The organism is Candidatus Thiothrix phosphatis, from assembly GCF_035668035.1.
Taxonomy (GTDB): domain Bacteria; phylum Pseudomonadota; class Gammaproteobacteria; order Thiotrichales; family Thiotrichaceae; genus Thiothrix; species Thiothrix phosphatis.
In genome coordinates this window covers 13,987-28,036 of sequence record NZ_JAYMYJ010000016.1, presented here as the reverse complement: position 1 = coordinate 28,036, position 14,050 = coordinate 13,987, and the positions used below count along the sequence as shown (strand labels likewise).

Sequence of the window (14,050 nt, the reverse complement as noted above, 5' to 3'; positions counted from 1 at the left end):
TTAGAATAAATAAATCAGCTAAACTGGACAAACTAAAATATCTTATTGATAATCATTAAATTTCTGCCCACAAGTCATGCTCGTCCGCATGGGTTATGCGCACTTGCGCAAACTCGCCAATGGGCAGCTCCGCCCCTTCGATAATCACTTGCCCGTCAATTTCTGGCGCATCACGGTGACTGCGGGCAATGGTTTGCCCATCCCCGGCTTCATCCACCAGAACCGTCATGGTCTGGCCAATCAGGCGGCTGAGTTTGGCGGCGCTGATCTCGGCCTGAACTTCCATAAAGCGTTCCAGCCGTTCTTCCTTGAGTTCTTCCGGAACGGCTCCGGCCAATCCGTTGGCTGGCGCGCCCTCGACTGCTGAATAGGTGAATGCGCCTACCCGGTCGAGTTCAGCTTCTTGCAGGAAGCCCAACAGGGTTTCAAAGTCCTCTTCGGTTTCGCCCGGGAAGCCGACAATGAAGGTGCTGCGCACGGCAATGTCCGGGCAGGTTTCCCGCCAGTTTTGCAGGCGCTCCAGCACTTTTTCGGCATGGGCGGGGCGGCGCATGTCCTTCAGCACACGCGGGCTGGCGTGTTGGAAGGGAATGTCCAGATACGGCAGGATTTTGCCCTCCGCCATCAACGGGATCAGGTTGTCGACGTGCGGGTAAGGGTAGACGTAGTGCAGCCGCACCCACACGCCCATTTCGCCCAGCGCTTCCGCCAGTTGCTGGGAATGGGTCTTGAGCGGACGTCCCCGCCAAAAGCCGGTGCGGTATTTGAGGTCGATGCCATAGGCACTGGTGTCTTGTGAAATCACCAGCAATTCCTTCACCCCGGCGTCCACCAGGTTTTCCGCTTCCTGCAACACCTCGCCAATCGGGCGGGAGACGAGGTCGCCGCGCAGGGCGGGAATGATGCAGAAGGAACAGCGGTGGTTGCAGCCTTCGGAAATCTTCAGGTAAGCATAATGGCGTGGGGTCAGGCGCACGCCCTGGGGGGGGATCAGGTCGGTATACGGGTCATGCAACGGCGGCAGGTGCGTATGCACCGATTGCATCACTGCTTCGTAGGCGTGCGGGCCGGTGACCGCCAGCACATTCGGGTAAGCGTCCAGCACTTTGCCCGCATTGGCCCCCAAACAGCCGGTGACGATCACCCGGCCATTTTCATCCAGCGCTTCGCCAATGGCGTCGAGGGATTCCTCCACGGCGGAGTCGATAAAGCCGCAGGTGTTCACCACCACCAAGTCGGCGTCGTCATAACTGCCGCTGATTGTGTAGCCTTCGGCGCGTAATTGGGTCAGGATGCGCTCGGAATCCACCAGCGCCTTGGGGCAACCGAGACTGACGAAACCGACGCGGGGTTGAGATTGTTTCATGGCAGGAATGGGTAAGTGATTTTCGGGAGCCGTCAATCATAACTGATCGCTGCAAATTATGCTGCTTGTGTAGGTAAAATCGTTTCCCTACTACATCTTGTGTCTTGACGGCAGTTGGCGGCTCCATACTTATGCACATTGGTCAGGTTTTTGGAAAACTGTTGCAGCGTGTCTACAACAAGACGGATGCTGAATCCAGTAAAATTTTTAAGTTTATGATTTTAAATGGGAAAAATAGTGAATATTTTTTAACCAAGTTGGTAAGAATCCTTGAAAAACAAGCCTTGCCGGGTGCAATCCACAAAACTTTCCACATACTTATCCACAGGAATTGGGGATAACCCTATAACTGCATGATTCAGCAAGTATTAAGCCTGACTATCTGAGATGGCTCTCGGTTTCCTGGTGGGAGGGATGGGATTAATGCGAATTTGTCAATAGCCTGGATCAGGTTCTCCACGGGAAACCGACAAACTCTATCGAAAGGCATATACAGACCCCGCAGGCGTTTCGTTTAGAATGTTGCCGGATTGCGCATTTATGATTTCTGAGAGGAGAGTCTTCATATGTCTAAAAAGCACCCAGTTATTGCCGTTACAGGTTCATCCGGCGCAGGCACCACGTTTGTCAAGCGGGCGTTTGAGCACATCTTTTACCGGGAAAAAATAACCGCCGCTGTGATAGAAGGCGACAGTTTCCACGGCGTCACCCGTGCCGAATTCAAGCAGCGCGCGGCGGTTGAACGTAATTTTAGCCATTTCGGCCCTGGAGCCAATGATTTCCATGCGCTGGAGGCATTGTTCAGGAGCTATGGTGAAACCGGCACGGGCAAAAAGCGTTACTACCTGCACAACGACGGGGAAGCGGCTTTCCACTGCAAGCGTCTGGCGGATGCTGGCGTGAGCTGCACGGCGGGCTCCGGCGAATTCACGCCTTGGGAAGACACGCCGGAAGGTGCCGACATCCTGTTCTACGAAGGCCTGCATGGGCTGGTCAAGGACACTACGGCTGACCGGAAATACGGCGGCTACGATGTGGCGCAATACGTTGACCTTGGCGTCGGCGTGGTGCCAAGCATCAACCTGGAGTGGATCCAGAAGATTTCCCGCGACCATGCCGAACGTGGCTATTCGACGGAGGCGACGGTGGAAACCATTATGCGCCGGATGCCGGATTACATTAACCACATCACGCCGCAGTTCTCCCGCACCCACATCAACTTCCAGCGCGTGCCGACCGTGGACACGTCCAACCCCTTCATCGCCCGTGACATCCCAACACCGGATGAAAGTTTCGTCATTATCCGCTTTGCCGACCCGAAACGTTTCAATATCGACTTCCCGTATCTGCTGGCGATGGTCCATGACTCATTCATGTCGCGCCGCAACAGCATTGTCGTGCCGGGCGGCAAGATGGTGTTGGCGATGGAGCTGATCCTGAACCCGATCATCCATGACATGATCGAGGCGAAAAACAGCCTCTAAGCATTTTTGCCGGAGCGGTCAGGTGGCCGCCCCGGTGATATGGCTCCCAGATTTACGGCAGCAACGCCTGCTGCAATGCGGCGCAACGCCAGTTGGCTGCCGCTGGCGTGTAAGGTTCTGGCGGAAACTTTCCCCACACCGGCGTAGGCCAAGCGGCGTCGGTCTGAAAGCGGGCGATGTGGTGCAGGTGCAATTGCGGCACCATGTTTCCCAGCGCCGCCAAGTTCAGCTTGTCCGGCTGGAACAACGCCAGCAGCGCACGGCTGGCCTGGTCTGATTCCTCCCACAACTGGTGGCGGTCTGCTGCGTCCAACTCATGGATTTCACGGATGCCCGCCCGCCGTGGGACAAGGATTAGCCACGGATAACGGCTTTCATCCATCAGCAACACCCGGCACAGCGGCAGGTCGGCGACGAAGTGCGTGTCCTGTGCCAGTTGCGGATGCAACCCGAAACCCGCTTCGCTCATGATGCATCCGCCTGCATGGCCTTGAGGGTGTCAGGGCTGTATTCAAACGAATCGTAGAACAGTTGCGCTTCCGGCAATCCCTGGGCGAGGAACGCAGTTTTCGCTGCCTGCACCATCGGCGGCGGGCCGCTCAGGTAGACATCAAAGCCGGACAAGTCTGGGAAATCGGCGGCGACCGCCGCATGCACCCAGCCAGTCCGGCCTTGCCAAGCGTCTTCCGCTTTGGGTTCGGACAGCACCTGCGTATAGGTCAATTGCGGCTGTTGCGCCGCCCACTGTTGCGCCAGGCCATCCATGTACAGATCAGCTTTGGCGCGCACGCCCCAGTACAAATGGACAGGTTTGTCCATGCCCTGCGCCATCATTTGCTCCAGCATCGCTTTCAACGGCGCAAAGCCAGTGCCGCCGCCCATCAGGATCAGGGGGCGCTCGGATTCGCGCAGGTAAAAGCTCCCCAACGGTCCTTCGATGCGCAGCAGCGCCTTTTCCTTCATTTCATTGAACACATGGCCGGTGAAGTGGCCGCCCGGCACATGCCGGACATGCAGCTCCAGGAACTGGTCGTTCATGGGCGCGTTCGCCAGCGAGAAGCCGCGCCGCTTGCCGTCCCGCAACAGGATGTCGACATATTGCCCAGCGAGGAAGCGCATGCGTTCGGACGCGGGCAGTTTCAAGGTCAGCTCCATGACATCGGTGGCCAATTTGCGCATTTTTTCAACCCGAACTGGCAGGACTTTGATTTCAATGTCCGGCTCCAGCCCCACTTGCGGGGCGTCGATTGCCAGGTCGCTTTGCGCGCAGGCCAGGCACAGCAAGGCTTTGCCGTTTGCCTGTTCCGCTGGCGACAACGCGGACGGTTCGCCATTTGGGTAAGCCACTTGCCCGCTGAGTATCGTTACCGCGCATGCACCGCACGCCCCGCCCCGGCAGCCGTATGGCAGCGCGACCCCCTGCCGCAGCCCGGCCTCCAGCACCGGTTCGTTTGCTTCCGCCTGGAATGTGTGCCCGGAAGGCTGTACTGTCACCTTGAAAGTCATAGTGTTTCCTGTTGAGTCGTTTGAGTCGTTGGATGCCGGATTTTAACGCGCGCTTCCGGCTTGTGCTATTCTCCGGATTTTTCCCTGCCAGACCTGTCGCCCCGGAGGATTTTCATGCGTATCGGAACCCCGCTTTCCCCTTCAGCCACCCGTGTCATGCTGCTTGGCAGTGGCGAACTTGGCAAGGAAGTGATCATCGCCCTGCAACGCCTTGGTGTCGAGGTGATCGCAGTCGACCGTTACGCCAATGCGCCAGGGCATCAGGTGGCGCACCGCTTCCACGCCATCAACATGGCCGATGCCAAAGCGCTGCGAGCATTGGTTGAGCAGGAACAGCCACACCTGATCGTACCGGAAATCGAAGCCATCGCCACCGACGAACTGGCGCGCATCGAAGCGGACGGATTGGCGGAAGTCATCCCCACTGCCCGCGCCACCCAGTTGACCATGAACCGCGAAGGCATCCGCCGTCTGGCCGCCGAGGAATTGGGCTTGCCGACCTCGCGCTACCACTTCGCCTCCAGCCTGGAGGAAATGCAGGCCGCCGCCGATGACGTGGGCTACCCCTGTTTCGTCAAGCCGGTCATGTCCTCCTCCGGCAAGGGCCAGTCCAAAGTTGACAGCGCTGCTGATGTGCAGGCGGCGTGGGAATACGCCCTCTCTGCCGGGCGCGTCAACCACGGGCGGGTGATTGTGGAGGGATGCATCCATTTCGATTACGAAATCACCCTGCTGACAGTACGCGCCAACGGCACCAATGGCGCAGTCGAAACCCATTTCTGCGCCCCCATCGGCCACCGTCAGGTCAAGGGCGATTACGTCGAAAGCTGGCAGCCCCAACCCATGGGTGCGGCGGCCCTCGCCAAAGCGCAGGACATCGCCGCCAAAATTACCGGCAACCTCGGCGGGCGTGGCCTGTTCGGGGTGGAATTGTTTGTGCGCGGCGACGAGGTGTATTTCTCCGAAGTCAGCCCGCGCCCACACGACACCGGCATGGTGACCATGGCCACCCAGTTCCAGAACGAATTCGAGCTGCATGCCCGCGCCATCCTCGGCCTGCCAGTTGATGTGGGCATGCATTCCACCGGCGCCAGCGCTGTCATTTACGGTGGGATGGACGCCGAAGGCATTGCGTTTGAAGGGCTGGAGCATGCGCTGCAAGTGCCGGAATCCGACATTCGTTTGTTCGGCAAGCCGGTTGCCTTCGAGCGCCGCCGCATGGGCGTGGCGTTGGCGCGCGGCCAGGATACGGATGAAGCCCGCGAACGCGCCGCCGAAGCCGCCCGCCGGGTCAAGCCGGTCGCTGGTTAATTTGCTTCCCCCAGGAGCTGGCTGACTTTGGCTTCGACTGCTTTTCAACGGCTTTTTTTCAGGTGGCGGGCGAGAAAACGGTCCAATTGGTTGGCGAAAGCCTGCCGGTCGCCTTGGTTCAGGGTGGCGGGGCCGCCGGTCATGACGCCGCTGTTGCGCAGCTCTTCCATGAAATTGCGCATCCGCAACCGCTGGCGGATGTTTTCCGGCGTATAGAAATCGCCGCGCGGATTGAGCGCATGCCCCTTGCGTTCGATCACTTCGGCCGCCAACGGAATATCGGCGGTGATCACCAGGTCGCCCGCCGCCAGCGATTGCGCGATGTGGTTGTCGGCCACGTCGAATCCGGCCCCTACCTGACAGGTCTTGATATACGGCGAAGGCGGAACCCGCAGCGGCTGGTTCGCCACCAGCGTCACCCGCACTTTCACCCGGTCGGCGGCGCGGAATAAAATATCCTTGATCACATTGGGGCAGGCGTCGGCGTCAACCCAGATTTGCATGGCGGTTTCCTGAAAACATGGATTGCGTAGTATTGGCCGCCCGCCCGGCGTGGTCAAATCCAACTGCAACAACCCCTTGGCGCTACGCGGGATACGGTTTTCCGCTACAATTCCTGCATGGACATATCACCGATACTCAACCCCCTGAACACCCAGCAACGGCTGGCCGTTTCCTCCCCGCCTGTCCCTGTGCTGGTGTTGGCGGGCGCTGGCAGCGGCAAAACCCGCGTGCTGGTGCATCGCATTGCTTGGCTGATTGATGTGGAAGGCGTGTCGCCCTTCAGCATCCTCGCGGTCACGTTCACCAACAAAGCCGCCAATGAAATGCGCGGGCGCATCCAGGAACTGTTGCAAGTCCCCTCCGGCGGCATGTGGGTCGGCACCTTCCACGGCCTTGCGCACCGGCTGCTGCGCTTGCACTGGCAGGCGGCGAGACTGCCGCAAACTTTCCAGATACTCGATTCTGAAGACCAGATCCGCATGGTCAAGCGCGTGCTGAAGGCGCTGGAGCTGGACGAAACCCGTTTCCCGCCCCGGCAGATGGCCGGGTTCATCAATGCGCGCAAGGACGAAGGTTCGCGCCCGCAACACATTGACGACAAGGGTGACTTCGCCCTGCGCCAACTGGTGCGGGTTTACACCGCCTACGAGGAAGCCTGCCAACGCAATGGGCTGGTCGATTTCGCCGAACTGCTGCTGCGCTCGCTGGAACTGTTGCGCGACAACGCCGATTTGCAACAGCATTATCAGAACCGTTTCCGGCATATTCTGGTCGATGAATTCCAGGACACCAACGCGTTGCAATACGCTTGGTTACGGCTGATTGCGGGCGACCACAATCCGGTGTTCGCGGTCGGCGACGACGACCAGTCGATCTATGGCTGGCGCGGGGCGAAGATTGAAAATATCCGCAACTTCACCAAGCATTTCCCCAAATGCGAAACCATCCGGCTGGAGCAGAATTACCGTTCCACCGCCAATATCCTCCAAGCTGCCAACGCGCTGATCGACAACAACCGGGGCCGTTTGGGGAAAAAACTGTGGACGGAGGGCAAGGAAGGCGAACGCCTGCAACTTTACGCCGCCTTCAACGAACTGGATGAAGCGCGTTTCGTCGCCGGGCGCATCCAGAAATGGGTGGAACAGGGCGGCAGCCGCAGCGAAGCCGCCGTGCTGTACCGCTCCAACGCCCAGTCGCGGGTGTTTGAAACCACGTTCAACGAAAACTGCATCCCTTACCGCGTGTACGGCGGCCTGCGCTTCTTCGAACGGGCTGAAATCAAGGATGCGCTGGCTTATTTGCGCCTCACCGCCAACCGCTACGACGACGCTTCGCTGGAGCGCATCATCAACCACCCGCCGCGCGGTATCGGCGAGCGCACGGTCGACATCCTGCGCACCCAGGCGCGCCAGGATGGCAAATCCTTGTGGGAAGCCGCCAGCGCCGCCGCCGACAATGGCGAATTCACCCCGCGTGCGGCCAACTCGGTGATGCATTTCGTGCACCTGATTAACCGTATGGCCAGCGACATCAATGGCCTGCCGCTCAGGGAACAAGTCGAAGTGGTCATTGATCTGGCCGGGCTGAAGCCGCATTTCCTTGCCAAGGAAAAGGGCGAACAGGGCCAGGCGCGCGTCGACAACCTGAACGAACTGGTCACCGCCGCGCATGGCTACACCTACGTGCAAACGGAAGACATGCCGGATATGGATGAGCTTTCCGCTTTCCTCTCCCACGCCGCGCTCGAAGCGGGCGAAGGCCAGGGCGAAGCCGGTGAGGATTGCGTGCAGATGATGACGCTGCATTCGGCCAAGGGGCTGGAATTTCCGCTGGTGTTCCTGTGCGGGATGGAAGAAGGCCTGTTCCCGCATCAAATGTCCGCCGATGACCCGGCGCGTATGGAGGAGGAACGCCGCCTGTGTTACGTCGGCATTACCCGCGCCGAACAGGAACTGGTGCTGACCTACGCCGAACAGCGCCAGTTGCACGGGCAAACCCGCTTCAACCCACCGTCCCGCTTCCTGCGCGAACTGCCGGAGGAATTGGTGGAGGAAGTGCGCCCGAAAGTGAAAACCTACCAGCCAACCCGTCACACAGACGGCTACCGGCCTGCGCCTCAGCCTGTGCAGCCGCGCCGCAGTTCTGCCGTCAATGAAACCGGCTACGCCGTCGGGCAGCGGGTGCGGCACGCCAAGTTCGGCGAGGGCGTGATTGTGGGGGCGGAAGGGGCTGGCGCGCACTCCCGGGTGCAGGTAAATTTCCGCGCCGCCGGTCTGAAATGGCTGGTGCTGGGTTATGCCAATCTTGAACGGTTTTAATTTGAAAGGGCATGAGGAGAACGGATATGAATGAAAAAATGATTATTCTCGTCACATTCGCCAGCATTGTGTTGGCGGCCTGCACCGCAGGTGTGGAGACAGAGGGCAAAACGCCTCCGCCGAAATTGACCAACAGCAGCAGCGTGTCCACCGGCACCACCGCAGGCAGGCCAGCGGCTCCTGGGCAGCCCGCCGACGCCAGGGTCTGCACGATGGAGGCGAAACTATGCCCTGATGGCAGTTACGTCAGCCGTAACGCCGCCAACCATTGCGCGTTCGACCCTTGTCCGGGCGAAAAACGCTGATCAGACGTAACGGCCCTGCTGCATCATCAGCAGGGCGTTCATGGCAGCTGCTGCCAGTACGCCGCCGCCACGGGTGCCGCTGACCACGATGCATTCCAGCCCCAGTTCTTCATGCTGCTCCCACAGCAGCCGTTTGGCTGGCTCCGCATTGACGAAACCGCGCGCCGCGCCAATCACCAGGGCGGGGGCGGGCGCGCCTTCCTTGAGCATTTCCAGCAACCGGTAAAGGGCAGTGCCGGATTGCCCGATCAGCACGATGGCATCTTCCAGGTAAGGTTTCCAGCAATCCACGGCGGTCATGGCACGGGTTTGCTTGCTGGTTTTGGCGTGGGAAATGACGGATGCTTTGCCCAGGAAGCTCATCGGCTCCTGATACAGCAGGGATTCGTCCAGCACCTGTTTGACCAACTCCACATCATAAAGCAGGTTGTTGCGCTTCTTGATGGCTTTGCGGGCGGCGCTGATGGCGTTGGCGCTGAACTGGACATAATTGGGCAGGTCGGGGTCGCCATAAGCGCGCACCATTTGTATCAACACCTGTTGTTGGTCAAGGGTGAAGTGGTCTAGCGCCGCTAACTCGCGGATTCTTTCATAATTTTGCTGGTGGATGCGGTCAGGGTCGCGCAGGAAATTGATCATCGGGCAATAGGTGCCAGTAGGCTGTCGGCAGGGATCAACGTGTCGATGTCGCCGTAAGGCACGGTAAATTCCGTTGGCCCCAGCGCATAAGGCGCCACTTCGTAAGGGTTGAAAATGAATGCCAAGCCTTTTTTCGTCACCCCGAAATTGGTGTTGACCTTGAAGGCGTTATTGGCGAACCAGAAACCAGCTTCTTCCAGGCTGGCGGCGGGGGGCAGGTTACGGGCCTTGCGGAAAGCGCGTTCGCCCGCTTCGTTCAGGCCTTGCTCGTAACCTGCGGCCAGCAAATCTTTCAGGGTCAGTTGCTTGCCGCTATCCAAATCCATGGCAAAGTAACGTTGCCCGCTGAATGGATGCGCCCCTCCCGTGTAGCCGCTTTCGCTGTATTTCAGCGTCGCCAGATGGTCAGCGCCGAAACTGACCTGGACACTGCGCTCCATTTCCCATAGCCCCATGGTGTCAGGCACAGCGTTGTAGTCGTTGACGAACATGGTGGCCAATTCATCGAGGGTGGTGGGTTGTTTGCCGTCAGGGTCGCTGTAATCCAGCAGTTGGCCCTGAATGAATTGGTTGAGGGCGGAAACGGCGGCAGGGCTGCCCGCCGCCAGCACTTTGGGGTAGCTGACATGCAGGCTGGCGCATCGGATATTGTCCGGTGTCGTATCGGCGGAACCTGGGCATTGCGGGCCGCCTGCATGCTGAAATTCAACCATTTCGACCTTCAAGGGGCCAGCAATGCCATCGCCGATGTCAGGCAGCTCCAGCTTGCAACCAGCCAGCAATAACAGGCCGGTTATCCACACGATTGTTTTTGCCAACATGAAGATTCCTTACCAAAACCAGCGGGGAACGCGCGCCTTGTACGCAAGATACGCGCCGCCAAACTTTTCTTCCAGAATTTTTTCTTCGGGGATAATTTGTTGCGCAGTCAGCAACATGACGAATAACGGCAACAGGAGGAAGGGGCTGAAGCTGCCAAGGTAAATGCCCCAGCCGGTGAGGATCACCAGCATGCCTGCATACATCGGGTTGCGGGTGTAACGGTAGGGGCCACTGGTCACCAGCGTCTTGGCGCGCTCCGGATGTATGGGGTTGAAGGTGGTGTGGGCGCGGAAAAACAGCCCCAATGAGAGCAGATCCGTCAGCAGGGCGAACGCGACCAGCAACAACCCAGCTTTGTTCCACGGCGGCGGAACCAGCTGAAAAACCGGCAGTTTGGTGTGCAATAGCCACATCAGGCCCAAGAACGCCAGCAGATAGACGGGGGGCGGAATCTTGAGCTTCAGTGCTTTCATGGAGCCAATCTGCCGATCTCCCAGCCGTCAGCGCTGCGCTGGTATTCGAAACGGTCGTGCAGGCGGTTGGGGCGCCCTTGCCAGAATTCGAAACTGTCTGGAATCACCCGGTAGCCGCCCCAGAAGTCAGGCAGCGGAATATCGCCTGCGCTGAATTTGCGCTTCATTTCTTCCAGTTTTATTTCCAGCAAACTGCGCGAGGTGATGATGGAGCTTTGCGCCGATACCCAGGCCCCCAATTGGCTGCCACGCGGACGGGTCGCGAAGTAGCGCAGGGATTCCAATGTGGGAATTTTCTCTGCCCGTCCGGTGATCTCCACCTGCCGCTCCAGTTCCTTCCAAAACAGCAATAGGGCTATTTGCGGGTTTTCCGCAATCTGTTGCGCTTTCTGGCTCTTGTAGTTGGTGTAGAACACAAGGCCGTCGGCATCGAACGATTTCAGCAGGACGGTGCGCAAGGTGGGCTTGCCAGTGGCGGAAACCGTCGCCAGTTGCATGGCGGTTGGCTCCAGCACCTTGGCTTCAATCGCCTGTGTCAACCAACGGCTGAATTGCTGGTAAGGGTTGGGATCCAGTGTTTGGCGGTGCAAACCATCCTGAGTGTATTCACGGCGTAATGCGGCAATATCCATCGTTTGGCTCCAGGTGCTTGCGCCGGATTTTACCCGAAAATAAAAAAGCCAGACCCTAAAATTGGCGGGTCTGGCTAAAAAGACACAAAGGAAGGGCTAAGACCTTTGTGTCAAAGTGGAGTCCGCGATGGACTCCAGGGGCTAACAAAGAGGGTTTATAGCATAAAATTTTATTGGAGTGAGTAGTATTCTTTTATAAAATTTTCTTCTTGTTGGCTTTGTTTGGAAACAATTCGGGAGACGCCTATCAGCGACCCTGAAATTGTTTCCCCTCCCAATGTGCCTCCATTGGAGGGGCGATAAGGCATGGCGGCAGTCATGAACGGGTTCGCTACTGGAGCCGGAACCGGCATGCCGTAAGCGCTGTAGGCCCGTTCCTGCCACATGCTGTACAGCGAAGAGTTCTGCAAGGCTGTGCAGCCGGATAGAAGCGCAGTAGCCAGTACAGACCCGAAAACGCGAGTTATTGTTGTTGTCATGGCGTTGTTGTTCAGTGTCTGGGTTTGTGATGGGGCTATAATGGCAAAAACTGTCTGGTATTTATAGTGCTTGCTAGATAAGTGGAGTGTATTGGAGACGAAGCGATATAAAAGAGTGATAAAGTATGCTTTTATCGGCGCAGTTTTCGTGATTGTTGAATGATGGCCCACTCAATATGTTCCTGCACCAGTTCATCATGGGGTTCGGCTTTTCTTTTCAGCAGTAACGCCAGAATAGAAGGCTTGGCTGGCGCGTTTCCCAAAGCAACCGCAATATTCCTCAACCAGCGCCGATAGCCGATACGCCGGATGGCTGAACCCTCCAGCTTATTCAGGAACTCTGTTTCACTCCATTCGAACAGTTCGCATAACTGGGCGCTATCCAGCCCGTTGCGCACGGCATAATCCGCTTCCGGCGAGGTATGGGCGAAACGGTTCCACGGGCAGGCCAATTGGCAGTCGTCGCAGCCGTAAATGCGGTTGCCGAGCAGTGGCCGCAGCGCTTCGGGGATGCCTCCCTGATGTTCGATGGTGAGATAGGAAATGCACCGGCGCGCATCCAACTGATAAGGGGCGACAAACGCCTGGGTTGGGCAAATGTCAAGGCAGGCGGTGCATTGCCCGCAATGACTGGATGTCGGGCCGGTTTCTGGTAACGGTAGGTCAGTGTAGATTTCCCCCAGAAAAAACCACGAACCGGCGTCACGGTTGAGGATATTGGTGTGTTTGCCCATCCAGCCCAGCCCGGCTTTCACTGCGATCGGCTTTTCCAGCACCGGCGCGCTGTCGGTGAAAACGCGGTAGTTGAATGGGCCAATTTCAGCCCGTAAGTGTTGGGCCAGTTTTTCCAGCCGTTGGCGCATGAGCTTATGGTAGTCGCGCCCTAATGCGTAGCGGGAAATGTAGGCGCACTCCGGTTGGTTGAGGATTGTGTCCGCGTCCGCGCTATCCGGCGAATAATAGTCCATGCGCACGCTGATAATGCTGAGGGTGCCGGGAACCAGTTCAGCAGGGCGGCTACGTTTGGTGCCGTGGTGTTGCATCCACGCCATGTCGCCGTGAAAACCTTGCCCCAGCCAATCGAGCAGGCGTTGTTCCGCGCTGGACAGGTCAATGTTGCTGATCCCTATCGCATTGAAACCAAAAGTTTTACTCCAGGCGAGAAGCTGGTCGGCGAGATTCCCAGGTGGGGATGGCATGAGGCTGGGTTCTCCTGTAAGGGTGTGCGTATACGCCGGTTTTGCGGTAGGATGCAAACCTCTCTGTCAAGGATATGATTATGCTGCTGATTCCTGCAATCGATTTGAAAGACGGCCAATGTGTGCGCCTGCGCCAGGGGCGGATGGAAGACACCACCGTCTTCGCCAATGATCCTGCCGAAATGGCTCAACGCTGGGTGGATGAAGGGGCGCGCCGCCTGCATCTGGTGGATTTGAATGGCGCATTTGAAGGCAAGCCGGTCAACGGCGAAGTGGTGCGCGCCATCGCCGCCCGTTTTCCTGGGACGCCAGTACAAATTGGCGGGGGTATCCGTGATGCGGCGACCGTCGCAGCGTATCTGGATGCAGGGGTGCAATATTGCATCATTGGCACCAAGGCTGTGCAGGAGCCGCAGTTTGTCATTGAGCTGTGCAAGCTGTTCCCCGGCCATATCATCGTGGGCATTGACGCTAAAAATGGCATGGTGGCGACTGATGGTTGGGCTGAAGTGTCCGCTGTCGCTGCCGTGGGGTTGGCGAAACAGTTTGAACAGGCAGGCGTCAGCGCCATTGTTTACACGGATATTTCCCGTGACGGGATGATGAAAGGTGTGAATGTGGAAGAAACTGCGCATCTGGCGGCGAATATTTCCATCCCTGTCATTGCATCTGGTGGCATTGCCAATATGGATGACATCAGGGCGCTGTGCGCAGTGGAGGACAACGGCATTATGGGAGCCATACTGGGCCGTTCACTCTATGAGGGGACGATTGCTCTTGCCGATGCCCAACGCTATGCCGACCAACAGTAGCAAATGAACATAGCCGGGAGGCAACTGCCTTCCCCGGCTGTTTTGTGTCCGCAGCTAGTCAATTAGCAGCGGCCACCATAGCTGCCACCACCGCTGTAGCCGCCGCCATAGCTGCCGCAGCTGCTGCCGCCACCGTAACTGCCACCACCGCTGTAGCCGCCGCCATAGCTGCCGCAGCTGCTGCCGCCACCGTAACTGCC

The 14,050-nt window shown here is 58.2% G+C and carries 15 protein-coding genes; 5 read left to right on the top strand and 10 right to left on the bottom strand.

Annotation, left to right across the window (positions count from 1 at the left end; translation table 11 throughout):
- Positions 1 to 55: 55 nt before the first annotated feature.
- Complete coding sequence (gene rimO, locus VSS37_RS02015; protein WP_324692947.1) at positions 56 to 1,366, bottom strand: 30S ribosomal protein S12 methylthiotransferase RimO; 1,311 nt, start codon at positions 1,364 to 1,366, stop codon at positions 56 to 58.
- Positions 1,367 to 1,932: 566 nt separating this feature from the next.
- On the opposite strand from rimO, the gene VSS37_RS02010 reads away from it, so the two are divergent.
- Positions 1,933 to 2,850 carry a phosphoribulokinase gene (locus tag VSS37_RS02010; RefSeq protein ID WP_324692946.1) on the top strand — a complete coding sequence of 306 codons (918 nt, stop codon included), beginning with the start codon at positions 1,933 to 1,935 and terminating at the stop codon, positions 2,848 to 2,850.
- A 52-nt stretch (positions 2,851 to 2,902) separates the two neighbouring features.
- Here VSS37_RS02010 and VSS37_RS02005 read toward each other — a convergent pair whose 3' ends face one another.
- Both VSS37_RS02005 and VSS37_RS02000 read right to left on the bottom strand, forming a co-directional pair.
- Positions 2,903 to 3,319 carry an HIT domain-containing protein gene (locus VSS37_RS02005; protein ID WP_324692945.1) on the bottom strand — a complete coding sequence of 139 codons (417 nt, stop codon included), beginning with the start codon at positions 3,317 to 3,319 and terminating at the stop codon, positions 2,903 to 2,905.
- A complete protein-coding gene (locus VSS37_RS02000) occupies positions 3,316 to 4,356 on the bottom strand; it encodes a CDP-6-deoxy-delta-3,4-glucoseen reductase (RefSeq protein ID WP_324692944.1) in 1,041 nt (346 codons plus the stop codon). The genes VSS37_RS02005 and VSS37_RS02000 overlap by 4 nt, the downstream gene beginning before the upstream one ends.
- A gap of 114 nt (positions 4,357 to 4,470) precedes the next feature.
- Between VSS37_RS02000 and purT the strand changes: the two genes are divergently transcribed.
- Complete coding sequence (gene purT / locus VSS37_RS01995) at positions 4,471 to 5,667, top strand: formate-dependent phosphoribosylglycinamide formyltransferase (RefSeq protein ID WP_324692943.1); 1,197 nt, start codon at positions 4,471 to 4,473, stop codon at positions 5,665 to 5,667.
- A gap of 44 nt (positions 5,668 to 5,711) precedes the next feature.
- Here the strand turns inward: purT and VSS37_RS01990 are convergent, their stop codons facing one another.
- A complete protein-coding gene (locus tag VSS37_RS01990; RefSeq protein ID WP_324692941.1) occupies positions 5,712 to 6,170 on the bottom strand; it encodes a YaiI/YqxD family protein in 459 nt (152 codons plus the stop codon).
- 117 nt (positions 6,171 to 6,287) lie between these two features.
- Here VSS37_RS01990 and uvrD point away from each other — a divergent pair, with 117 nt between their 5' ends.
- Entirely contained in the window at positions 6,288 to 8,489 is a 2,202-nt protein-coding gene (gene uvrD, locus VSS37_RS01985; protein ID WP_324692940.1) for a DNA helicase II, read from the top strand.
- Between the two features lie 26 nt (positions 8,490 to 8,515).
- Positions 8,516 to 8,794, top strand: a complete 279-nt coding sequence (locus VSS37_RS01980; RefSeq protein WP_324692939.1) for a hypothetical protein — start codon at positions 8,516 to 8,518, stop codon at positions 8,792 to 8,794.
- Here VSS37_RS01980 and VSS37_RS01975 read toward each other — a convergent pair whose 3' ends face one another.
- From VSS37_RS01975 to queG, 6 genes are all read right to left on the bottom strand, one after another.
- Positions 8,795 to 9,433: a precorrin-8X methylmutase gene (locus tag VSS37_RS01975; protein WP_324692938.1), complete on the bottom strand. Its 639-nt coding sequence runs from the start codon at positions 9,431 to 9,433 to the stop codon at positions 8,795 to 8,797. It lies immediately after the preceding gene.
- Positions 9,430 to 10,254, bottom strand: coding sequence for a PdaC/RsiV family protein (locus tag VSS37_RS01970; RefSeq protein WP_324692937.1), 825 nt, complete (start codon positions 10,252 to 10,254; stop codon positions 9,430 to 9,432). Before VSS37_RS01970 ends, VSS37_RS01975 begins: the two co-directional genes overlap by 4 nt.
- A 9-nt stretch (positions 10,255 to 10,263) precedes the next feature.
- The gene (locus tag VSS37_RS01965) at positions 10,264 to 10,728 is read right to left on the bottom strand and encodes a methyltransferase family protein (protein WP_324692936.1); all 465 of its coding nucleotides are present in this window, start codon (positions 10,726 to 10,728) and stop codon (positions 10,264 to 10,266) included.
- Complete coding sequence (gene pdxH / locus VSS37_RS01960) at positions 10,725 to 11,360, bottom strand: pyridoxamine 5'-phosphate oxidase (RefSeq protein WP_324692935.1); 636 nt, start codon at positions 11,358 to 11,360, stop codon at positions 10,725 to 10,727. The genes VSS37_RS01965 and pdxH overlap by 4 nt, the downstream gene beginning before the upstream one ends.
- Before the next feature lie 170 nt (positions 11,361 to 11,530).
- The gene (locus tag VSS37_RS01955) at positions 11,531 to 12,010 is read right to left on the bottom strand and encodes a hypothetical protein (protein ID WP_324692934.1); all 480 of its coding nucleotides are present in this window, start codon (positions 12,008 to 12,010) and stop codon (positions 11,531 to 11,533) included.
- Complete coding sequence (gene queG, locus VSS37_RS01950) at positions 11,971 to 13,038, bottom strand: tRNA epoxyqueuosine(34) reductase QueG (RefSeq protein WP_324692933.1); 1,068 nt, start codon at positions 13,036 to 13,038, stop codon at positions 11,971 to 11,973. The genes VSS37_RS01955 and queG overlap by 40 nt, the downstream gene beginning before the upstream one ends.
- An 80-nt stretch (positions 13,039 to 13,118) precedes the next feature.
- On the opposite strand from queG, the gene hisA reads away from it, so the two are divergent.
- The gene (hisA, locus tag VSS37_RS01945; RefSeq protein ID WP_324692932.1) at positions 13,119 to 13,850 is read left to right on the top strand and encodes a 1-(5-phosphoribosyl)-5-[(5-phosphoribosylamino)methylideneamino]imidazole-4-carboxamide isomerase; all 732 of its coding nucleotides are present in this window, start codon (positions 13,119 to 13,121) and stop codon (positions 13,848 to 13,850) included.
- The last annotated feature ends 200 nt before the right edge of the window (positions 13,851 to 14,050 follow it).